Here is a 23062-nt window from a genome sequence, read left to right on the forward strand (position 1 = left end):
GGAGAATGACGGATGTCCATCGAACAGTCGGTTGCGCGAGACCCGATCGAAGCGGCCGACTGGGAGAAGTGGTACGGCGATCCGGCCAAGTGGCCCGCAAGCAGGCACGCCTTCCTCGCCGACGTCGCCATGCGACTGGCGCGGGTCATGTGCCATCCCTGGTACGACGACCTCTTCGTGGCTGCAGGGCGGACGGAGATGGCGCTCCCAAGACCCGATCTGTTCCTGAAGCATCCGGACTGGTCGCCCTATCGCGACGGCTCGGGCGTCGTGGCCGTCGAACCCGACGTCGAAGCAGGTCTCTGGCGTCCTGCCGACTGGACCGAGGAAGAGGAGGTCGCCCTCGATCGAGCCGACGCCCACAACAACTACCGTCACGCGGGACGGGTGGCAGTGAGGGCGGTCGCACGCGGGATCGCCCTGCTGGCGGCCAGCGGAAGGATCAGCACCATCGGGATGCCGCAGGACGGCTCCCCCTCGATCCCGATCGATCCCGGCGACTGGGAACTGGTCGATCCCATCGACCGCATCGCGACCTGCCGGCTGACGCCGGGCGATCGCACGGCGCCGGGCTCATCCGGCACCCACCTCGTGTTCGTCGACGGGAACCAGCTCGAGAAACGGCTGCGCGCGTATGCCCGTGACAACCAGGTGTCGTTGAACGACGGCGGCATCACCGTGATCGACGACGGACTCCTCGGTGCACCGAAGCAGGCTCCTACGGCGTACGTGGAGAAGATCTGCGAGGACGCCATGCGCGAGCATCTCAGCGAAGCGGAGAACAAGGACATCACCAGCGAAGCGCTGAAGAAAGCGGTCGAAGTGCGGACGAACCGGGAGTTCTCGGCGAAGGTCTTCCAACGGGCCCGCGCCAGACTGCTGCCGGACTTCCCAGAGTGGGCCAGGCCAGGTCGACGTCGAGGACCGCAGGGGCCGCGCAGGGGGCACTGAAGGACGCGGATCTTCGGATGGACGAGAGAATCCATGGAAAGACATCCGGGATGCATTCCCAGGGATGAAATAGAAATGGCCAAGGTTCAGCTCACCGACCGCGAGTATCCGCACATCGTCGAAACCGGTCTGGACCGGAACACGCACGTGCGTGTCGATCTGTTCGTCGACCTCCAGGGCGACGACGTGGAGAGGATGCTGCATGCGTTCGGCATGCTTCAGGACACGCCGCCGACCGAAGCCCAACGCCTGCTGCTGATCAACTACGTCTGCCGGCACACCACCCGTAGCAACACGTCGCATTGCATCGTCTGGTCGCCGACGTCGTGCACCTACGTCTCCGCCAACGGCCCCGCCGTCGATGGCGACCGGCCTCCGGTCGCAGATCACTGCGACGCGCGCGATTACGATCGCGTTCCCTTCCGAACGGTGGACTGCACCGTCATCGCGCTGCCTGAAGGCCGCTACAACGAGTACCTGTCCGTCCGCCTCCTCGACGCGGATCACGTCGAGGTGTCGTCGGCATCCCCCGCGATGATCGGCTACCTCGATGAGACGCCGACCTTCGGCACGGATCCGATCCTGCCGTTCCTCGATGCGGACGGCGACTTCGTGCCGCCGACGCACTTCCGCGGCGTGAAGGTGACGGGGGTCATGAAGGGGCCGATCCTGCTCGGCCCGATACAGCCGGACGGGACAATCCGTCACGTGGTCCGACGCTGGCCTGCCGACGTGTGGGACGCCTGTCGCAAGGTCGCCGAGGGCACACTGCCCAAGGAGACCCTGCTCGCCGCCTGGCACGCAGTCGCGCCGTCCAGTGACACCCTCAATCTCGTAGGCGTGCGACTGGCCGCATAGTCGACGCCCCACTCCGGTTCTGATCCAAGGCCCATCCGCCAACTGGCGGGTGGGCCTTTTCGGTATGCCATTCCTCTGACAGATCCAGGTAAATCTCCTGCTGCAATCTCACCCCCTGCGGGACGACATTCGGACTGTTTGAACGAGATTTCCGCCTCCTACCACGGACTTGCCAGGCCATTCCGGTCCGGCAGCCAAGGAGGCGAAGCATGAACGTCAACTACATCAGCCCGAACACCGCCAGGATGGTCAGCCCGAACGGCTACGTCGTCTCGATCGGTGCTGCGGGTTCCGGGAAGAACCGCCCCGCCAGGACGCCCGATGCCGCCGATCACGACGACGAGGCGCCGCGCCGCCGGCTGATGACCACCACCGAGGCCGCGACGTACTGCGGGCTGGCCAAGAACACGTTGGAGAAGATGCGCCTCTACGGCCGCAAGGGCGACAACTCGCCCCGCTTCATCAAGCTGGGGACGGCCGTCAGGTACCACCCGGACGATCTCGACGTCTGGATCGACCGCAACCGCGCCATCACCACCAGCGAGTACGACTCCACCAACTGATCCGCCTGCCTCCGCTGGCCCACGGCTTCAGTCGTGGGTCCGCGACCCGCCGCGGCGTCGGCAGAACGCAGCAAGTCAGCAGCGACCGGCTCCGTCCAGCGGGCCGGCGACAACGAGGACATCGTCATGGACAACGTACACCGCCTTCCGCTCGCGAGCGGAAACCTCTCGCCCGACCAGATCGCGCTGATCCACCGCGCATCGAAGACCAGCTCCGAGCCGCCCGCGCTGCTCGTGCGTCTCGCCACCCTCCTCGGATGTTCGGCGTCCAGCATCGCGGCGGCTCCGATCGAACTGATCGACCGGCAGCAGGGTCTGCTGAAGCTGCCCGATCCGTCCGGCAGGATGACCGAGGTCGCGGTGGGATATGCCGCTGCGGCGGCGGTGGTCGCGGCTGCGGGGACCAGGACGCGTGGCCCGCTCGTCGTCGACACCTACGGCAAGGTGGTGACCTGCGACCTGGACACTGAGGACTACGCGAAGGAGATCCTGGCGGCGAACGTGCCCGCAACCAGCACCTTCGACTGGAGCCTGGCGCTCATCCGGGACTCCATCTTCGGCCAGCTCGTCGACTTCGGAACGCCGATGCTGGTGGCGGCTGCGCAGGCGGGCATCGGCCCGGAGTGGCCAGAAGGCACGAAGCGCGAGGACATGCTGCTCAACCAGCGGGCGGCCGCCGACTGGTGGACGTACCGCATGGGACTGCGTCCTCCGTCGCCGTTCGTGCTGGCCCATGCCGTCACCCGGGTCATTCTCGGCGGCGGTGGTGCGAACGACCTGCATTCCCGCCGCTCGAGCTGAGTTCGTGAAGGGTGCCCGGCGCCATGGCGCCGGGTCGGGATGGTTGCGCCCGCGCGCGGACGCGCGGGCGGATCTCCGATGAAAGTGACTGCGGCGCGGAGGCGCCGGCCGGCTTGAGCCGGGCGGTGGAGGCAGGGGCCGAAGGAAAGAGGCCCCAGACCACCGCGAACGTGGCGATTGACCAGCGAAGGAGCATGCACATGGACAGCATCGGCCTCCCGGCCAGATACATGGACGGGAAGGGGCGCATCGACGTCGCCCGCATCAAGGCGGAGACCTCGATCGCCCGGGTCGCGGCAGAAGCGACCGACCTGAAGAAGAGCGGCGACGAACTGAAGGGGCTGTGTCCCTTCCACCCGGAGGACACCGCCAGCTTCTTCGTCAACGAGGGCAAGCGGGTCTTCCACTGCCACGGCTGCGAAGCCGGCGGCGACGTGATCGAGCTCCACCGGCGTCTCCATCACGTCGACTTCCGGCAGGCATGTTTCGATCTCGTCGGCACCGCGATCGTCGTGCCGACGATGCTCGAGAACCCGGACCTCGTCGCGATGCGTCGCGCGGAGTCGGTGAGGCGAGCGCGTCAGATCTGGCGGGAAGCGATGCCGATCGCCTGGTCGCTGAGCGAGACGTACTTCATCAACCGCGGGATCGGCGACGATATTCCCGGATCGATCCGCCACTCGCACGTCGCGCGCTGGTGGGATGCGGACGGTCGAGAGGGTCGACGCGAGCCGGCGATGATCGCGGCGCTGCAGGACCGCGATGGCCGGGTAGGTGGCATCCAGCGCACCTTCCTCGACCACGAGGGGCGCAAGTCGACGCGGGGCACGCCGAGGCTGTCGCTCGGCCGGGTGCGGGGCTGCGCCGTCCGCTTCGGTCCCGTCGCGGAGACGGTGATGCTGGCGGCGAGCGTCGAGGACGGACTGGCGGTGAGGCTCATGTTCCCGGGCGCCAGCGTGTGGGCGGCGGTGGGCGACGGCAACCTGCCGCACGTCCGGTTCCCGGCGGCGGTCAGACGCGTGATCGTCTGCGGTGATGCGGACGAACCGGGCAGGATCGCCGCCGCCGCTGCGATGGCGGCGTACGCCAGTGTCGGTCTCACCGTGGAGGACCTCGTCCCCCGTGCCGGCAAGGACTTCAACGAGGAGTGGCTGCTCCTCCACGCCTGAGCAGCGACCCCGATCCAGTCGGCGATGCACCATCGTCGCCATCCATGCGCCGCCGTGCGGATGACATCCCAAGGAGAATGACATGCCGAAGAAGAAGCCCAACGCCGTCTCGCTGCCCGCTATCGTCAAGCCGCCCGCTGGCGCACGCCTGCCGCTCAGGGAGGACGGTGGCCTCGTGAAGGTCGATGCCGTCTACCGCATCGCCGACGTGCACCCCACCGCGGATGGGCCGTGGAGCGGCGAGGCGAACAAGATCGCCTGGACCGATCCGGCGTCCGGATACGCCTGCATCATCCGCCGATCGCCGCTGTATCAGCACCTCTGCGGATACGTCGCGGTCCCCCCGGGCCATCCGCTGTTCGGTCGTGAATACGGCACGATGCTGGGCATCATGATCGGCGTGCACGGCGGTATCGACTATTCGCACGTCTGCGAGCGCGATGCGCCCGAGGATCGCAGCATCTGCCACGTCGCCGTGGACCTCGGATCCCGGCGGGAGGTCCGCAGGACCGTCGCGGACGATCGTGATGGCCACGACGATGACGACGCATGGTGGTTCGGCTTCAGCTGCGACCAGCGGGACGACCTCGTCCCGCTGGACACCCGCCATCCAGGCAGCGACAAGACCCCGGCGTTCGGCGTCGACGATCCCACCTACAAGACCGAGGCATTCGTCTACGGCGAGTGCGTGCGCCTCGCGGCACAGCTGAAGGCGATCGGAGAGGACCGCGACCCCCGGGCAGCCGATCCCGGTCCGACACTCATCCCCGCCTCGAACCTGGAGTACAGACGTTGACCCCGCGCGTCTGCGATCCCGAGCTGCCCTGGGGCAACTGGCTGCGGGGCGAACACGTCGATGGCGAGACGGTCTTCGTCGACGAGGAGACCGGCGAACGTTGGCCATCGATGCGCGCGGCGTTCTGGAACGGTCGGCTGCGGATGCCGGACCATTTCGGCAGGACGCCGCACGAACTGCTCGAGACGATGCATGCCGTGCTCGTCGCTACGATCAGGCGCAAGCCGACGATCGGTGAGCAGGCGGGAGACATCTTCCAGTCCAGCAAGCTGTACCTCCTCCTGTTCCACCTCTGGCTCGCCCGGGAAGGACTGGTCGAGCTGACGGAGGATGGCCGCGGCGCCAAGACCGTGACGGCGGAGGGCATGGCAGTGATCCACATGCTGCTCGCCACCCGCCCGTACGACGTGCGGAGGCAGCGACCGTCCGCCGCCACGATCACCCAGCTGTGCGAGCTCGGCCTCGGCCCGGAGACACGTGAGGACAGGCTGGCGCGCGTCGAGAAGGCCGCCGCCCGCTGGGACGTCGCCTTCCTCCGCCGGCACGAGGCCGGGCGTCCGTCGATCATCCTGTCGAAGCGCGGGGACGGCGTCGTGCCGATCTTCGAGACGGTCTGGACGCTTGGGCTGGACACGACGGAGCGGCGCGACCGCTTCTACGAATGGATCTGCCACCGGATGGACCGGTGGCCGGCATGGGGCGAACTGGCGACCCGCTACGGATCGGACCGGCTGACCCATCATCTGCTGGAGGTCGCCGCGGCGGCGCTGATCGAGACGGACGATGCGCCAATCTAAGACTGGTGACTGGTTTTCGACATCGGCCGGCGAATGCGAGAGGGTTGGAGCTCCGTCTTGATCGGACGCGAGCCCTCTTGGCACGGGATCGGCAGGGCAGGACTCATGCCCTGCCGATCCCCACTAATATGACGCCTTCTCCGTGACGACCGCCTCGTCACAACGCTATCGGTTCGGACAACAATACGTTGCGATACCGTTTTGCTTCATATATTTATGAAGCCGTGGATGGGGGCGAACTTCTCATGGCGGCGGGGCACGCCTTGTATGGTGATCGGTGGCAGACACCGCTCGCCCGCGATCTAGGTACGACCTACCGTACTATTCGTAACTGGATGAGCCATCATCATCCCACACCACCCGACTTGAAGGAACGCCTGGGCTCACTGCTGCGCGCCCGAGGCTTGGAAATTGATACCGTGCTGGAACGCATCGGCATGAATACGGAAGAAAGCAGAAACGCATGACGGATGCTCGAGCGCCCCGGACCACCTCCTTGGTGGACTTCATCTGGAAGAACGCTGACGACCTTTGGGGCGATTTCAAACACGTCGACTTCGGCAAGGTCATCCTGCCGTTCACCCTGCTGCGACGTTTGGAATGCGTCCTCGAAGCGACCCGGGATCAAGTGCTGTCGACGCATGAGTCCATCTCCGGTCAAGGCCTCGACGAGGACGTCGTGCTCCGCCAGATCTCCGGCTACCCGTTCTACAACACGTCGAACTACACCCTGGCGACGCTGGGCGGCAGTCGGACGCGCCAGAACCTCGAAGACTACGTCGCCCGCTTCAGTGACAACGCGCGCGTCATCTTCGAACAGTTCGATTTCGCCGCTACGGTGGCGCGGATGGACAAGCAGAATGTGCTGTTCAAGATCTGTCAGAACTTCGCCGGCATCGACCTGCATCCCGATACGGTCCCTGAGCGTGAGATGAGCAACGTCTACGAGCACCTCATCCGTCGCTTCGGCGCCGAGGTGAACGAGGCGGCCGAGGACTTCATGACGCCTCGCGATGTCGTCCACCTCGCGATCGAACTGCTGCTTGATCCGGACGACGATCTGTTCGTCAACAACCCTGGCCTGATCCGCACCCTCTACGACCCGACCTGCGGAACCGGCGGCTTCCTCTCGGACGGCATGGAGCACGTCCAGAACCTCCGCGACCGCTACAGCGTCGCGCCGGTCATCGTCCCGTACGGACAGGAGCTCGAGCCGGAGACCCATGCCGTCTGCCTCGCGGGCATGCTGCTGAAGACGCTGGAGTCGGATCCAGGCCGAGACCTCTCGCGCAACATCAAGCTCGGCAGCACGCTGTCCAACGATCAGCTCGGCGACGAGCGGTTCCACTACTGCATCTCCAACCCGCCCTTCGGCAAGAAGTGGGAGAAGGACCAGGCCGCCGTCGTTCGCGAACACGGCGAGAAGAAGTTCGAGGGTCGGTTCGGACCCAAGCTGCCGCGGGTCAGCGACGGGTCCATGCTGTTCTTGCTCCACCTCATCAGCAAGCTGGAGACGCCTGAGCGCGGCGGTGGCCGCGCTGCCATCGTCCTCTCCGGATCGCCGCTATTCAACGGCAACGCGGGCCAAGGCGAGTCCGAGATCCGGCGGCACCTGCTCGAGAACGACCTTGTCGAGGCGATCATCGCACTGCCGACCGAGATCTTCTTCCGCACCGGCATCGGCACCTACGTCTGGGTTCTCTCCAACAAGAAGCCTGCGGCCCGGCGGGGCAAGGTCCAGCTTATCGACGCCACGAAGTCGTTCACGCCCATGCGCAAGAGCGAGGGCAACAAGCGGCGGATGATCAGCCCCGACCAGACGCGCCAGATCGTAGAGGCGTACTCAGCGTTCGAGCCGACGAAGACGAGCCTCGTCATCGATCAGGAGGACTTCGGCTACCGCCGCGTCCGCGTGCTACGACCGCTGCGCATGAAGATCGTCGTCTCCGACGAAGGCATGTCGAAGATCGTCGACGACAAGGCCTGGGGGAAGCTGACGGCCGAACAGCAAGCCGCCTGGCTCGCCGCCATCGGCGGGCATGCCGGTGAGGAGCACGAATACGACTGGATGGAAGCCTTCGTCCGCTCCTCGGCCCGGAAGAATCCGGCGCTTGGCAAGGCGTCCAAGCCTCTCATCAAGGCGTTCGTCGCCGCCTTCGGCGTGCGCGACCCCGACGCGGAGCCGGTCGTGGACGACGATGGCGACGATGTGGTCGACGACGCGCTGACCGACTACGAGAACGTGCCGCTTCGCACCGCCATCGACGACTACATGGGCGCCGAGGTTCTTCCCCACGCACCCGACGCCTTCGTCGACGAAGGCTATTGCGACGGGCAGGATGGCGAGGTCGGCGTCGTCGGCTACGAGATCAACTTCAACCGCTATTTTTACCAGTATCAACCTCCACGGGATCTGCGCCTGATTGACGCGGATCTGAAGGCCGTTGAGGCCGAGATCGCGGCCGTGCTGCTCGAGGTGACGGAATGACCGCCGCCCTTGCTTCTGAGCAACCCTCACCGTCAGAGAAGTGGTTCGGCGTCGTACCGTCGCATTGGACGACGCCGCGCGTGGCAACCCTGTTCAGAGAGGTCGATCGCCCGGCCGATCCGAAGCTGCCGGTCCTCTCAGTCTCGATCCACAGCGGCGTGTCGGACAACGAGCTCGCCGACGAGGATCGCGATCGCAAGGTCAACCTCAGCGAGGACCGCAGCAAGTATCAGCGCGTCCAGCCGGGCGATCTCGTCTACAACATGATGCGCGCCTGGCAGGGCGCGTTCGGCACGGTCGCCGTCGATGGCTTGGTGAGCCCCGCTTACGTGGTCGCCGAGCCTAAGGTTTCGTTCCGAACAAGGTTCGTCGAACTGCTATTGCAGACGGCCAGCGGCATGGAGGAGGTCAGGCGCTTCTCCAAAGGCATCGCCGACTTCAGAATGCGGCTCTACTGGGAGCACTTCCGCAACATAGTTGTCTGTCTGCCGCCGCTCGCGGAGCAGGACATAATTCTTGCGCGACTGGATCGGGAATGTGCGAAAATCGACAGGCTCGTCGACAAGAAAGGTAGGTTCCTTGAGCTGCTCAGGGAAAAGCGGCTTGCGCTGATCGCTCGTGCAGTAACACAGGGCATTGACCCCGACGTATCGATTAAATCGTCGGGCGTGAAGTGGCTCGGCAATGTGCCAAGCAACTGGACGGTCACGCCACTCAAGTATCTCTGCCGGGTGCGAACTGGGAGTCGCGACACTGCGCATGCTGTCCCGGGGGGCGGCTATCCGTTCTTCGTTCGATCCCAGATCGTCGAGGAGATCGACACCTATTCCGCCGATTGCGAGGCGATCCTCACCGCCGGAGATGGAGCCGGTGTAGGAAAGGTCTATCACTACTACACCGGTAAATTCGACTACCATCAGCGTGTCTACATGCTGTCCCAGTTCGAAGGCGTCCGGGGTCGCTACCTCTTCTACTATCTCTCCGCACTGTTTGCAGCGGTCGCACTCGATGGTGGCGCTAAGTCGACGGTCGACTCCTTACGCATGCCCGTCTTCATGGGATTCGCCGTCGCCTATCCCAGCCTGTCGGAGCAGGATCGCATCCTCGCCTTCGTCGATGGGCAGCTGAAGAGGATCGACGACCTCGTCACCACAACGGAGCGGAGCGTCAAGCTCCTCAAGGAGCATCGTTTTGCCCTCATCACCGCCGCCGTCACCGGTAAGATCGACGTACGCGGCCTCGCCGCCAAGAACATGAAGGCCGCCGCATGAGCCACTCCCATCACGAGAAGCCGTTCGAGGACTACGTCGTCGCCAAGCTCGTCGCCCAAGGCTGGCTACTCGGCGAAACCGGCGGCTACGACAAGGAGCACGCCCTCTACCCCGAGGATCTCGTCGGCTGGCTGCAGGACACGCAGCCGACGAAGTGGGAGCGGCTCGTCGCGCTGAATGGCGACAAGGCGACGAAGGTGCTGATGGACCGCCTCGCGTCGGCGCTCGACAAGCAGGGCACCGTCCAGGTGCTGCGCCGCGGCTTCGACATCGCCGGCTGCGGCCACATCGACGTGAGCGAGGCCGCGCCCGAGGATCAGCGCAACAAGGACATCCTCCACCGCTACGCCGCCAATCGCCTGCGCGTGGTGCCGCAGCTCCGCTATCACCCGAGCAAGGAGTACGCGATCGACCTCGGGCTGTTCGTCAACGGCCTTCCCGTGGCGACGATCGAGATCAAGACCGACTTCACGCAGTCGGCCGGCGCCGCCAAGGACCAGTACCGGCGCGACCGTCTGCCCGTCGACCCCGTGACGAAGCGCAAGGAACCGCTGCTGACGTTCAAGCGCGGCGCGGTCGTCCACTTCGCCATGTCCGACAGCGAGATCTGGATGGCGACGAAGCTCGCCGGCGAGAACACCTTCTTCCTGCCGTTCAACAAGGGGCGGAACGGCCGCGCCGGGAACGAGGCGCGCGACGATGGCGATTATCCGGTCGCCTACTTCTGGGAGGAGGTCGCCCAGCGCGACGCCTGGCTGCGCATCTTCCACAGCTTCGTCTACGTGGAGAAGAAGGACGTCGTCGACCTCAAGGGCAACTGGACGCGCAAGGAGACACTGATCTTCCCGCGCTTCCATCAGTGGGCCGCGGTGAACGCCATGATCGCCGACGCCGCCGAGAAGGGGCCCGGACAGGCGTATCTGTGCGAGCACAGCGCAGGTTCGGGCAAGACCTCGACCATCGCCTGGACCGCGCACGACCTCATCAAGCTGAGGAAGTCGGACGGCACGCCCATCTTCAACTCGGTCATCGTCGTCACGGACCGCACCGTGCTGGATGGTCAGCTGCAGGACGCCGTCCAGCAGATCGACCACCAGTCAGGCCTGATCGCCGCCATCGACCGCGACACGTCGTCGAAGTCGAAGAGCCAGCAGCTCGCCGAGGCGCTTCTCGCCGGCGTGCCGATCATCGTCGTCACGCTGCAGACCTTCCCTTACGCGATGGAGGCGATCCTCACCGAGCAGTCGCTCAAGGAGCGCAGCTTCGCCGTGATCATCGACGAGGCCCATGCCTCGCAGACCGGCGCCACCGCCTCGAAGCTGCAGGCCACGCTCGCCATGACGTCCAAGTCGGGCATGGAGAAGATGACGGTCGAGGAGCTGCTGACGGAGATCCAGAACTCCCGCGTCCGCCCGGCGAACGTCTCGCAGTTCGCCTTCACGGCCACGCCCAAGCATTCGACGATGATGCTGTTCGGCCGCCCGGCCGATCCGACTAGGCCGGCAGCCGACGACAACCTGCCGGAGTCCTTCCACCGCTACCCGATGCGGCAGGCGATCGACGAGGGCTTCATCCTCGACGTGCTCGAGGGCTACGTACCGTACAAGACCGCCTTCAACCTGGGCAAGGATCTGGTCGACGCCAAGCGCGTCGACGGCAAGGCCGCGAAGCGCGTGCTCGCCAAGTGGATGACGCTGCATCCGACGAACGTGACGCAGAAGGTCCAGTTCATCATCCAGCACTTCGCCAAGAACGTCGCCCATCTCCTCGATGGCAAGGCCAAGGCCATGGTCGTGACGAGCTCGCGGGCGGCCGCCGTGCGATACAAGCGGGCGTTCGACGCCTTCATCGACACCCACCCCGACTACAAGGGCATCCATACGCTGATCGCGTTCTCGGGCCAGCTGTCCGGACGAGAGGTTTCGCATTCGGACGACTCGATGCTGAAGGGCGACGTCTTCGTCGCCGACGACGAGGCCGTCTTCACCGAATCATCGATGAACCCGGCGGTGAAGGGACAGGACCTCCGCATCGCCTTCGATAGACCCGAGTACCGCATCATGCTCGTCGCGAACAAGTTCCAGACGGGCTTCGACCAGCCCAAGCTGGTCGCCATGTACGTCGACAAGAAGATCGCCAACGACGTAGAGATCGTCCAGACGCTGTCCCGCCTCAACCGAACCTTTCCCGGCAAGGACCGGACCTTCGTCATCGACTTCGTGAACGATCCCGAGGTCGTCCGTCGCGCCTTCGCCAGCTACGATTCCGGGGCTGTCATCGAGCAGGCGCAGGACCTCAACGTCGTGTACGAGCTGAAGGATCGTCTCGACGAGGCCGCGATCTACGCGGCCAGCGACCTCGACGCGTTCCGATCCGCCCGATTCAGCACGGCACAGGACTTCGTCTCCGACGGAAACCCGCAGCACAAGGCGCTGTTCGCCGCCACGCAGGGGCCGACCGATCGGTACAACGGGCTGCTGGCCGACATCCGGGCCGACGTGCGATCGGCCGAGAAGACGTACCAGGCCGCACGCGAGGCAGAGGACGCGGACGGCATGAAGGCCGCGGAGCACCGTCGCACCGAAGCGGACGCCGCCGTCACGCGGCTCACCGATTTCCGTGCGGGCCTGGACCGCTTCTCCCGCACCTACGCTTACATCGCCCAGCTCATCGAACTGAACGACCCGGACCTGGAGAACTTCGCCACCTTCGCAACGCTGCTCGCCAAGCGGCTGGACGGCGTGACGCCCGACGAGATCGACCTGAAGGGCCTGACGCTCACCGGCTTCGAGATCACGATCCGCGACGAGGTCTTCGACAGCCCCGATGGCGGCGACGCCCCCGACATCGTGCTCAAGCCCGTCGGCTCCGGTGGCTCGACCGCGCCAGGAGGCACGCCCGTCTACCTGCAGGATCTCATCCGGCGTCTCAACAGCCTGTTCGGATCCGCCGCACCGCTCGGCGACCAGATCCACTTCGTCAATCAGATCGCCGCCATCGCCGAAGAGAATCATCACGTAATGGCTCAGGTCGGCAAGAGCGAGAAGGAGCTGGCGATGAAGGGCAACCTTCCGGGGGCCGTGGAGAAGGCCGTGGTCCGAGCGATGTCCTCGAACAGCGCGTTGGCGACGCTACTACTCAAAGAGGACAAGCAGGCAATGGGTATCCTCACCAACCTCGTCTACGACATGCTGAAGTCAGGCGATCGGCTTGATGCAGGCCTGCTCGATGGCGGCGGCGCATGAGATATCGGCAGCCAAGACACATCACACGAATGTCGGCAACTGGCGGCGGAATGGGACAGCGGCCATGAGCAACGACGACAGCATGAGGGTCTGGGTCGGTGACCTCGACGATTACATCGACATCGACGCCATCAACGCATGGAATAAAGCAGAGGAAGAACAGGAATATCTTCAATCCCTTTACGATGATATCGGTGATCTGCGATTGCTAGGCAGTCTGCGATCCGCCTCGCGGGCTCTCGGCCCTGAAAAACATGACCCTAGAGCATGGAAATGGGCAATTCATCTGGCCAATACGACACTATCCTCCCCAAATAGCGCTCATGATCTGGAGAGATCATTGGTCAAGGCACTCGTTGGAATAGGACGTCGCTACGCTATCGCGCGATACGCCAAAATGGAAAAGCTGACCTACCCTTCGGCGCTGACTGCCAGCCTTCCGCTTGGTCTCAAAGCACTACTCAACCAGTACCTCCAAGGCCAGGGACTCCGTCAAGTTCCGGAAATATCCTCGCGAGTTGGCGCGCTGCTTCATCAAGTTGCAGAAATGTCGCTCATCTTGGCCTACGCACGTGTCACCATGCTACAGACGCTCATCCATGAGTTTGCATACGAGATGAGCGGGCCGAAAGGGCCAGCGTCCCTTGATCGCGAGGCTACACGAACCATGCTTTCGTTGGCGAGGCTCCACTACTCGGTCAGGGAGATCAACTTCGAGTCCTTTGCCGATATCGCAAAGCTGAACTCAGCATATAATTCGATCAAGGACGAAGAGGGAGACCAAGAGGCATATCCGCCCCATGTCGGACGCTTCATCCCAAGTTGGCGGTTACGCCACCTGCAGCCCCTCACCTACTTTTTTCCCATCGCAATCCGCAGCGCCCTCATTCGGGGCGCCGAGTGGGCTGCTAGCGGGGAAAGGATATCATGGGCCGCTGCGATCAATGAACTCGCGCTGGCACACTATGCCATCGATGCAATGCGGACCCGGGCGAAGGCGGCGCGGTGAACCAGACTTTCCGGTTTCATCGCGCGCCTAACGACGATCCTTCGGAATCGATGATCCTACTTCGAAAACGAAAGAAGGGTTCGAGTGCGGGTTTTCACCTAATCGCTGCCGACGAAGAAACAATCACGGATCTAAATGGTACCCGTGCGATCGAAACGTTCGAAGAATTACCCAAGATACCAACCCTGACCCTTACGAGGCGCGAGTCCGATCTCATCGCGCTGGCGAACCCTGGGTCGCGACCGCCCGCCGTTCTCGAGGAATTGCATCCTTGGTTGCCGAAGCGATCATACGTTCCTGACTCAAACGTCGGTTACGGAGCGATAAAGGATATGCATGCTCGCTATGGAACGCACATCGTTTCAGCTGCAGAATACTGCGGCGACCGTTGGCGTACCATCTGCAACACGCTGCGACGCAAGACGACACTCGACGCCCGCTTCTATGCCGCTTGGCACCTGCCTATCCAGGACGTATTCGTTCTTGAGGAAACTCGGTCAGATCGTCGGGTCGTCGCGATAGACGTCAACGCGATGTACTCGGCCTGCATGCAAGCCGAGTTTCCCGACCCCTCCAAGCTGCACAAAATCGTCCTCGATCGTGAATACGAGCACGGCGAACGACTGGCAGTTGGGCTCTACCGGTGCCGCCTGAGCGAACCGACCACCGCTTTCATCAACGCTCACAATCCCTTTCGAACGTTCTTCTGCGGCAAGCGACTTGGCGTCACCGCATCCGAGCCGATCGAGGTCGACCTGAACGAGTTCGAGATCGATTACTATAGACGCCACTTCAAAGGCATTCATCTGGTCGATGCAGTCGTTTCCGACAAGGTCATCGCCCACCCGCTCGCAAGAGAGGCGAAACGATGTTTCGCCCGCAGACGCGCATACGAGGCTGGAGGCAACAAGCCGCTGGCACATCGAGAGAAGTTCCTTGCGACACTTCTTTCGTCGTGCGCTGCTAGGCCCCGCCGAAAAGTCAAGACATTCGCCGACCGTCAAGGTGCTCTGTCTTTCCTGCGGCAAACGCACGGTGTGGAGCCGCTACCGGACGAGCCAGATGCCGCAACAGATGCATGGTTGGCCCGAGGTCGGGGTATCACCATGAAGAGGGAAGGCCGACAAACGATGGTTGAGGCGCCCATCACCGACGATGGGGAGACCTGTTTCATGCTCGGACAACGGATTGTCGCCAAGGGGCGCGTGCGACTGCTCAATCTTATGGAAAGAGTGCTTGAATTCGGTGACGACGTCCACGTCTGCTATGTGAACATAGACTCGGTGCACTTTTCAGTGCCTGCAGCAAGGCTGGACCCGATCCTGACAGAACTTCATCACGAAGCATCGGACTTGATGGGATCCTTCAAGATCGAGGCCGTTACCTCACACGGGCTATGGCTCGAGCCAGGCCGCTACTGGCTCTATTCCGAGACCATCGAGAAGTTCAGAAACAGAAGCATCGGCGATCGTGCTCGACCATTCAAGGACCGCCGCCATCACGTGACGAGCCGATGCATCGACGATCTTCACATACCTGTCCGTACTTCGATCAGGTTGGAACGATCCATGTCCGATCTGCGATCGTTAGACGTCCAAGATGACCTTGAGGGCTCAATCATTCTCCAACGCTTGACCCGGCGGGACTCATCACATTCCTTCGTCAGCACGCTGCTGCAGCTAGAGCAGAACCGTCATGCAGCGATACCTCACCGCCTTCGCGCTTTCGCCGACCTCAAATTCCGTCTCGATAGCATTGGGCCCGCTGCCTCGGGACCGAGCTGAGTTCCTACATCGTGTGAAGCGCGGAGCGCTCCGAGAGGAGCGTGTTCGAAGAACACTCGCTGCAGAAACGGACGAGCCGGGCAGATCCTGCCTTACCATTGATACAAAATCAGATATAAGTCGGCCAGCGGTTTTTTACGGCACCACAGGCACCAGATCCAAGCTCGACGTGCCTGGATGCAGTGGGTGGGCAGCGCGCGAGAACACTTGCGTGATAGACGAACCATCCCGATGATAACGGCATGGGTAAGATAGACTGGTAGAACGACGTGTCGAAGACATCGAATTGGGCAGTTAAGATCCTGCGTGTCTTAGTGCAGCAAGCCCAACGCCAAAAGCCGCGAACTTATGGCGCTATAGCGGTCGAAGTTGGGATGGGCCATCATCGGACGGTTCAGCGAGCCGCAGGACGCATCGGGTTCGTATCGGTTCGTCTCGACCAGGGTCGGAGGTCGACGGTGAACGGAAGTGCCTGCAGATGAAGGGCCGCCGTCCATCTAAAACGAGGAAGGATCCGGCGCGCCTCCGGATGGTCGAGGCCGCGATCAGGCACGCCGAGCAGGTCGTACGGACTTCGGGACAGGCCGGACCGGTCCTCTTCCATCCGACGACGGCCAAGGAACCGCACACGAAGGCGACCGCCCGCGGCGATTCCAATGCATCGCCCATCAATCCCGCCATGGGATTGGCGGTACGAAGCGCCCTGGGCATGCCCAGTCCTGACACTCCCGCGAAGGCCGACGCCGGCAGGGCCGCTCACCCGAAGGCAGCGATCGATCCTCGTGCTCAAACCCGAACGGCATCGAGCAGAGCTCAGAAGACCAAGACGCCAACGGACGCCGGCACCACGCTAGCCCAGCCGATCAAGAAGCAGAAGGCGCCCAGGAAGAGGACGGGTCTTGTCCTGCAGCCGACGGCATCCAAGAAAGCCAAAGCACGAAGAGTCGGCAGATCGCCGATCGCCGTCCCTCCCGCCGCCTCCGAAACCACCGGCGTCCGACGGAAGGGTGCCGCCTCGAATGCGGCATCCCGACTGGCGATCAACGCACGGATGAGGACGGCGGCCGGCATCGAAGCGCCAAAGACCGTTTCACCGTTCCCCGAGCTGCAACGTCGCTGGCAGGCGGCCTTCAGCTATCTCCAGCGGTTCGCCGAAGCCAATCCGGATGCCGCCGATGTCGTGGAAGCGAGGCGCCGGCTGGCAGAGGTGGAGCGGGAATGGGAGCGTCTCCAGGCTCTCGATCCGAACAGCCCCGACTGCTTCCCGTGGCCCTCGACCGATGCTCCCGCCGGTGATGGCGAGGGCCACGGGGCCACCGGTGCCTGGCAGGAGATCGGCATGCTGGCCTATCTCGGCTACCACGTCGGTCTGTCCAGCACGTTGACCGCGGCACAACGGATGCGGCTACTCGAGCACGTCTTCGTCATGCGTCTGCCGCCGCTCAACGGCATCGCCTACATGCGACAGTGGGGCGTGCCCGACACGGGCACGCGCCTCAGGAAGATCGCGGAAGGTCTCGCCTCGTTCGCGCGGAACGCGAAGCGCCGCAGGAACCCGAACCTCGCCGAGGTGATCCGCCAGTGGGAGGACGAGCTGGAGGGCCTCAGGCGCGCCCACTACGTGGGCCGCTTCGACTTTCCCTGGCCCGCTCCATGATCGAGTGGCTCGTCCTGGGCGCCTTGGCGCTCGCCGGGGGCGCTTCGAGTTCCGGAAGCCGCTCGTCGTCCTCAGGCAGTCGATCGCCGGCCCCCTTCGACACCGGCGAATATCGGCGCAAAAAGGAGGCCGACGAAGCGGCCTGGCGGGCAGGCTGGGAGCACGAGGTCGACCGGACCCGATGGATCCCGCAGAGCGTCGCACATCGCATCATCGAGACGTACCCGCTGCCGGGCGCCGATCGAACCTACTTCATGACCTCGATCGAGAAGCCGGCCAAACTGAAGGAGCTGCTCGCCGAGTTCGCCGCTCACAACCTCCAGCATCTCGCCGAGCGGAAGGCGGCGCTGAAGCCGTTCTTCGACACCGTCGAGAAGAATCCGTTGACTGACGAGCAGATGGACGCCTGCATCTGCTTCGACGACGCCGTGCAGATCGTCGCCGCAGCAGGTTCCGGCAAGACGTCGACGATGGTCGCTAAGGCCGGGTACGCGCTGCAGGAGGGGCTCGTCGCGCCAGAGCAGATCCTGGTCCTCGCGTTCAACAGGGATGCCGCCAAGGAACTGGATGCACGCATCCAGACGCGTCTTGCGCAGTTCGAAGGCGTCGATCGCATCATGGCGCGCACCTTCAGCGCGTTCGGCCTAAGCCTGATCGGCGAAGCGACCGGCCGACGACCATCCCTCGCTCCCTGGGTGGGGTCCCAGACGGATGAAGTGGCCAAGATCGTCGAGATCGTCGAAGACCTGCGCCGATCCGATCCCGCCTTCCGCAAGGACTGGGACGTGTTCCGCACCGTCTATGGACGGGACCTCGATCGCTGGAGCGCGCCTCGGGACAAAGCCAACCCGTCCATCATCACCACAAACGGCGAGCGGGTGAAGAGCGACGAGGAGAGGATCATCGCGAACTGGCTCTTCCACCACGGCGTGTCGTACGAGTACGAGCGCCGGTACGAACACGACACCGTCACCTCACGCCATGGGCAGTACAAGCCGGACTTCTACTATCCAGACGTGCGGCTCTACCACGAGCACTTCGCGCTCAACCGGGAAGGCAGGCCGCCGCCGCACTTCGATGGCGACTACCTGGGAGAACGACGCTGGAAGCAGGGCCTCCACCAGGAGCGCGGCACGGATCTGTTCGAGACGACGTCGTACGAGATCCGCAGCCCCGGATCGTTCGACCGCCTCCGGCAGGAGCTCGAGGCCCGTGGCCTGTCCCTGCATCACGATCCGGATCGCACGGGAAAGGGGCCGCCACCGCCCACCATCAGTCAGCTCGCATCGACCCTGCGGACCTTCCAGCAGCACGTGAAGGGCAGCGGGCTGACGATCGCCCAGATCCGCGCGGCGATCCCGGCCGGGTCCGACGACGCCTACACGGCACGCCTCACACGGTTCGTCGACCTGTACGAGCGGATATCGGCGGAATGGGAGGACCGGCTTCGAGCGATCGAGTGCATCGACTTCGACGACATGATCGTGGCGGCGGCCGAGCATCTCGAGGCCGGCTACGAAAGCCCGTACACCCTGATCCTCGCCGATGAGTTCCAGGACAGCTCGCGCGGTCGCGTCAGGCTCCTGAAGGCGCTGCTGAAGAGCCGTGGCCACGACGCCCGACTGTGCGTCGTCGGTGACGACTGGCAGGGCATCAATCGCTTCGCCGGCGCCGACCTGTCCGTGATGAGCCACTTCAAGGCGTCGTTCGAGCACTCCACCAGGGTGATGCTCAGCACCACCTTCCGCTGCCCGGCAAGGCTGTCCGAAGCGGCGAGCGCCTTCGTCCAGGCCAACCCGCGACAGATCCCGAAGACGGTCGTCACCACCAACGACTACGAGGGCCCGTCCCTGGTGGCGTATGCGTCGGAGACGAGCGAGGCGTCCACCTCCCTGCTGCACGATCATCTCGACGCCCTGCGGAAGCAGGTCGCTTCCGGCGCCCTGCATGGATCGAACGGCCACCGGCCTCGCGTCATGCTCCTCGGGCGCTACAATCGGGACCGACCCGCCGACATCGGACGATGGCAGCGCTCCTTCGCCAGCGCATTCGATCTCGAATTCCGGACGGTCCACGCCTCCAAGGGCCTGGAGGCGGACTACGTCATGCTGGTCAACCTCACCGAGGGCCTGATGGGGTTTCCGGCCAAGCAGACAGACGACAGCGTGCTGGATCTCGCCATGCCTGAACCGGACCCGTTCCCGATGTCCGAGGAGAGGCGGCTGTTCTACGTCGCCCTGACCCGCGCCAAGCGGCAGGTCCGGATGTACACGACGATCGGTGAACCCTCGCGTTTTTTGATGGAGCTCGCGAACGGCGGACACCTCAGGATCAGAACGACCGGGGGTCTCCTGGAACCATGCCCCTCGTGCCGGTCAGGCCATCTGAAGCTGATCGATGGGAGGAACGGCACCTTCCAGGCGTGCAGTCGGTCGCCATCGTGCCGCTTCAAGCGTAACATCGCCGTTCGGAGCGGCAGTCCGTCGGCCGGGAACGATCGCATCGGGGCGCCCATGAAGGCCGGCTGCCGTTGCCCGATCTGCGGGACCGGCACGCTGATCCTGAGGGACTCGGGACCCTACGACCCCTTCCTGGGATGTTCGGAGTACCCGAGGTGCCGAGCGCGCGCGCTACCACTGGAAGCGGCGCGCATTTGATCGCGCTACTGAGGTTCCTGCCGCGAGGATCGGATGTGAAGGAAGGAAAGAGGAAGTGGGCGTCTACGTCAATCTGAAATGCCGAGGCTGCCGCGAGAGCCTGACGGGCGGCTACGTGCGCACCTACGCGGGGATAGGCGAGCCGCTCATCGACTGCCCACGCTGCAAGACCGTCAACAGTCATGCCGACCGGGTCACCGAATGGCAGCTGATGGGCGGATTCAGGAGGTTCTGGCTCCTCCTCACTCTGGGATGGTCGACGCTTTTCTTCTACGGCATCGGCGGAACCGTGCTGGCCACGTTCCTGCTCCTCAAGGAAGCGATCCGATCAGAAGAAGCCGTGTTCGCGATCATCGCGGCGGCCCTGGCGATCGGTCTGCTCCGCCTCTTCCTCTACTTCCGCAAGGGCATTCGCCTCTCACGCGAACGCATGTCCAGTCCCATGTACCGTGAGAAGCTCAGGAGACATGGTCTGAACTGAAGAAGGGCCGATGACGTCCGGCTTGCCGCCGGCCATGTCAGAGGGAAGACGAAATGCCCAAAGTCAGAATGAAGGACGGGAACGAGGTCCTCGTGCACGATGACGCGATCGCCGCCGTGCTGGTCACCCTGAAGATCGAGATCACCGACGCCGCCAAGGTCCGCAATGCGGCCGAGGACGTCTATCGTGGTTACGAGGCGCGAATCGGACAAGAGCCGACCGAAGGCGAGGTTGACTCGATGTTCGGAAGCCCGGACGCGCCGGATCTTCCCGCCTGCATCAACTTCCTGTTCCCCTCGCACTGGTCAGGAGCGGACGTCTTGGACATCGGGATCGATGTCGTCGATGTTCACGGCGAAGCCGATGGCACGAGCAAGAACGCCGATGCCGACGAGGACGGCGCAACGACGAGATCGCCGACCGAGCCTGCCATGGAGCCGACGCACCCGGTCACCTTCCAGCACGTCCTCGACGGGATCTCCGAGGTCATCAACGCGCCGGCCGATCCCGACAAGACACGTGCAAGCCTGAAGCACCTCAGGCGCAAGGGCTTCCCGAGCGCTGGCAAGGGATCGGGACGCGCTCTCGAATACACCAGGGACGAGTTCGTCCTCATCCTGATCGCCTACCATCTCATGTCGATCGGACTGACGCCGGAATACACCGCCGCGATCGTCACCGCGAACGCGGAAGGCATCCTCGCCGATCATGACGAGGTGGAGGAGCCCTTCATGTTCTTCCAGCCGCGAGCGGTGAACGACTCCTTCGACGGGACCGTCCCGCCGGTGAGCTTCATCGCCAGGCAGGACATCCTGGCCGCGATCACGGGCAGGGGAGCGATCTTCCTGCCGCTGAAGCCGGTTAAGCGACTGGCCGCACGCATCGCGCCATGAGACGGACCAGTGAAGATCGAAGATGTGAAGCAGCTCTCGTTCAAGACCTCTCGAATGTGTTACCATAGACGATCGAAAAGATCCGGGGCGGCGGTCAGGAGATGCTGAGCATCCCGACCCACCCCTTACGATCGCAGGTCGGAAGGATTATGATCGAAGCGAATGGAGGCAGCAGAGCCCGGAGCAGATGACGATGATCGATGGCCACGCCGTCAACGAACGGTTTCGACTGATCACCCATCAGCACTATGCCGATCGCATCGCCGCCGACCCCGGTATCGTGAACGCCGCGAACGACCTCGTCAGTTCCCGCCTTGCGGACGGAAGCATCACCCTGGCCGACAGGATGTGGGGCGTGCTTCTGACGATGAGCGTCGACGAGATACGATCGGCGATGCTGAAGGACGACCCCGATGGTCGACTTCTCAGATCGGGCAGTCCCTTCTCCGAACTGCTCGGTGAGCAGGACCAAGGAGCGAGGAGTCGGCTGTGGAACAGGGCAAGGGCCGAACTCGCGGCTTCGCGAACATAGCTCAAGACGAAGAAAGCGGAGTGTCGCCATGGGAATGCCGGCCGAGCAGCAGGATCGAACGAAGGGGGACGGGTTCGGTCACATATTCCAGAAGAACAGGTGGTGGTCGAATCCCGGACTCTCCGACGTCGATACCATGATCGCCATGATCCTCGCCGACCCGACGAGGGTGGATCTGGCTCTCGCAGCCGCGCTCTGGGGCATCGATCGCATGGAGCGCGTCAGGTCCGACATCGATGCCGAACTCACGCCGCTCCACAGGCAGGTCCTGGATCCCATCTACGCGTCAGTCCTGCAGGGGGTCCGTCATGCGCACGAGCGCGCTGCCTGAGGCCACAAGACGCGTACTCGAGCGCGCCGGCCGCGTCGTCGATCTCGCAACGGACCATCTCCTCATCGGCGGCACCGCGATGACCCTGCACGTCGCCCATCGCGTCAGCGAGGATCTCGACTTCGTGCAATTCGGCAAGGAGCTGGACCGTGCCCGCATCGGGCGGATACTGACCCAGCTTCGAGCTGCGGAACCACCGGAACTGGTGACCAGCCTCGTTGCCAGACAGCATTTCGACAACGAGGGCTACGACATCGACGACGTCCATCAGGACTGGATGGTCGACGGCGTCAAGGTCACCTTCTTCTGTCCGGACCGTCGAGAGGAATTGGACGTGCTGAAGAAGGCCGCACCCGAATCCCACGGCGCCGTGCCGGTCGCCGATCTCGATACCATCTTCCGTCTCAAGGCCATGGTCGTCGCAGAACGCTGGACGTCGCGGGATGCCTTCGACCTACTTCACTTCGTCGAACGGCAGGGTCGCAGCATGTCGGAGATCGATGAGGTCCTCCGACTCAAGCGCCCGCACTATCCGTTCGACAGCCGCATGGGTCTCCTCACAAGGCCGTTCACCTCCTTCGATCCAGGATTCCAGTCGATCGAGCCCAATGCCCCGCAGACGATGGCGGAGCTGGCCGAGAGGATGAAGGCGACAGTGAATGGATACATGCGCAAGACGAAGAAGGCAGCCCTATCCTCGGTCTCCAAGGGCATGGACGATCTACCGCCTCCCGATGCCCGCGACACCTCTCGTGAACGGTGACGGATAGACACAGCGA

At 63.8% G+C, this 23062-nt stretch carries 20 protein-coding genes; all 20 read left to right on the forward strand.

What is annotated here, in order from left to right; translation table 11 throughout:
• The first annotated feature begins 12 nt into the window (after positions 1-12).
• The 20 genes from GGR45_RS05865 (at position 13) to GGR45_RS05960 (ending at position 23046) form a co-directional block, all read left to right on the forward strand.
• A complete protein-coding gene (locus GGR45_RS05865; RefSeq protein WP_175312246.1) occupies positions 13-951 on the forward strand; it encodes a hypothetical protein in 939 nt (312 codons plus the stop codon).
• 75 nt (positions 952-1026) lie between these two features.
• Positions 1027-1809 carry a hypothetical protein gene (locus GGR45_RS05870; protein WP_114686196.1) on the forward strand — a complete coding sequence of 261 codons (783 nt, stop codon included), beginning with the start codon at positions 1027-1029 and terminating at the stop codon, positions 1807-1809.
• Positions 1810-2018: 209 nt separating this feature from the next.
• Entirely contained in the window at positions 2019-2372 is a 354-nt protein-coding gene (locus tag GGR45_RS19530) for a helix-turn-helix transcriptional regulator (protein WP_206432930.1), read from the forward strand.
• A 126-nt stretch (positions 2373-2498) separates the two neighbouring features.
• On the forward strand, positions 2499-3173 hold the full coding sequence (locus tag GGR45_RS05880) for a hypothetical protein (protein WP_147276184.1): 675 nt from the start codon (positions 2499-2501) through the stop codon (positions 3171-3173).
• Between the two features lie 200 nt (positions 3174-3373).
• The gene (locus tag GGR45_RS05885; protein WP_181814687.1) at positions 3374-4342 is read left to right on the forward strand and encodes a DUF7146 domain-containing protein; all 969 of its coding nucleotides are present in this window, start codon (positions 3374-3376) and stop codon (positions 4340-4342) included.
• Positions 4343-4424: 82 nt separating this feature from the next.
• Positions 4425-5138 carry a hypothetical protein gene (locus GGR45_RS05890; RefSeq protein WP_114686199.1) on the forward strand — a complete coding sequence of 238 codons (714 nt, stop codon included), beginning with the start codon at positions 4425-4427 and terminating at the stop codon, positions 5136-5138.
• Positions 5135-5935, forward strand: coding sequence for a hypothetical protein (locus tag GGR45_RS05895; RefSeq protein ID WP_175312244.1), 801 nt, complete (start codon positions 5135-5137; stop codon positions 5933-5935). Before GGR45_RS05890 ends, GGR45_RS05895 begins: the two co-directional genes overlap by 4 nt.
• A 188-nt stretch (positions 5936-6123) precedes the next feature.
• A complete protein-coding gene (locus tag GGR45_RS05900; RefSeq protein WP_175312243.1) occupies positions 6124-6402 on the forward strand; it encodes a hypothetical protein in 279 nt (92 codons plus the stop codon).
• Between the two features lie 32 nt (positions 6403-6434).
• Positions 6435-8423 carry a type I restriction-modification system subunit M gene (locus tag GGR45_RS05905; RefSeq protein ID WP_343051164.1) on the forward strand — a complete coding sequence of 663 codons (1989 nt, stop codon included), beginning with the start codon at positions 6435-6437 and terminating at the stop codon, positions 8421-8423.
• A complete protein-coding gene (locus GGR45_RS05910; protein ID WP_175312241.1) occupies positions 8420-9694 on the forward strand; it encodes a restriction endonuclease subunit S in 1275 nt (424 codons plus the stop codon). Before GGR45_RS05905 ends, GGR45_RS05910 begins: the two co-directional genes overlap by 4 nt.
• Positions 9691-12939 (forward strand): type I restriction endonuclease subunit R, encoded by a 3249-nt coding sequence (locus GGR45_RS05915; RefSeq protein WP_175312240.1) that lies wholly within the window; start codon positions 9691-9693, stop codon positions 12937-12939. Before GGR45_RS05910 ends, GGR45_RS05915 begins: the two co-directional genes overlap by 4 nt.
• Positions 12940-13003: 64 nt before the next feature.
• On the forward strand, positions 13004-13948 hold the full coding sequence (locus GGR45_RS05920; RefSeq protein ID WP_175312239.1) for a hypothetical protein: 945 nt from the start codon (positions 13004-13006) through the stop codon (positions 13946-13948).
• Complete coding sequence (locus GGR45_RS05925) at positions 13945-15732, forward strand: hypothetical protein (protein WP_175312238.1); 1788 nt, start codon at positions 13945-13947, stop codon at positions 15730-15732. Before GGR45_RS05920 ends, GGR45_RS05925 begins: the two co-directional genes overlap by 4 nt.
• A gap of 478 nt (positions 15733-16210) precedes the next feature.
• Positions 16211-17389: a hypothetical protein gene (locus GGR45_RS05930; protein WP_175312237.1), complete on the forward strand. Its 1179-nt coding sequence runs from the start codon at positions 16211-16213 to the stop codon at positions 17387-17389.
• On the forward strand, positions 17386-20046 hold the full coding sequence (locus GGR45_RS05935) for a UvrD-helicase domain-containing protein (protein ID WP_175312236.1): 2661 nt from the start codon (positions 17386-17388) through the stop codon (positions 20044-20046). The genes GGR45_RS05930 and GGR45_RS05935 overlap by 4 nt, the downstream gene beginning before the upstream one ends.
• A 55-nt stretch (positions 20047-20101) precedes the next feature.
• On the forward strand, positions 20102-20527 hold the full coding sequence (locus GGR45_RS05940) for a hypothetical protein (protein ID WP_175312235.1): 426 nt from the start codon (positions 20102-20104) through the stop codon (positions 20525-20527).
• 68 nt (positions 20528-20595) lie between these two features.
• Positions 20596-21420, forward strand: a complete 825-nt coding sequence (locus GGR45_RS05945) for a hypothetical protein (protein ID WP_114686212.1) — start codon at positions 20596-20598, stop codon at positions 21418-21420.
• A gap of 187 nt (positions 21421-21607) precedes the next feature.
• On the forward strand, positions 21608-21952 hold the full coding sequence (locus GGR45_RS05950; RefSeq protein ID WP_147276190.1) for a hypothetical protein: 345 nt from the start codon (positions 21608-21610) through the stop codon (positions 21950-21952).
• 28 nt (positions 21953-21980) lie between these two features.
• On the forward strand, positions 21981-22283 hold the full coding sequence (locus tag GGR45_RS05955; RefSeq protein ID WP_147276191.1) for a hypothetical protein: 303 nt from the start codon (positions 21981-21983) through the stop codon (positions 22281-22283).
• Positions 22261-23046 (forward strand): nucleotidyl transferase AbiEii/AbiGii toxin family protein, encoded by a 786-nt coding sequence (locus GGR45_RS05960; RefSeq protein WP_175312234.1) that lies wholly within the window; start codon positions 22261-22263, stop codon positions 23044-23046. Before GGR45_RS05955 ends, GGR45_RS05960 begins: the two co-directional genes overlap by 23 nt.
• Positions 23047-23062 lie beyond the last annotated feature (16 nt).

This window comes from Sphingomonas zeae (assembly GCF_014197135.1).
GTDB lineage: Bacteria > Pseudomonadota > Alphaproteobacteria > Sphingomonadales > Sphingomonadaceae > Sphingomonas > Sphingomonas zeae.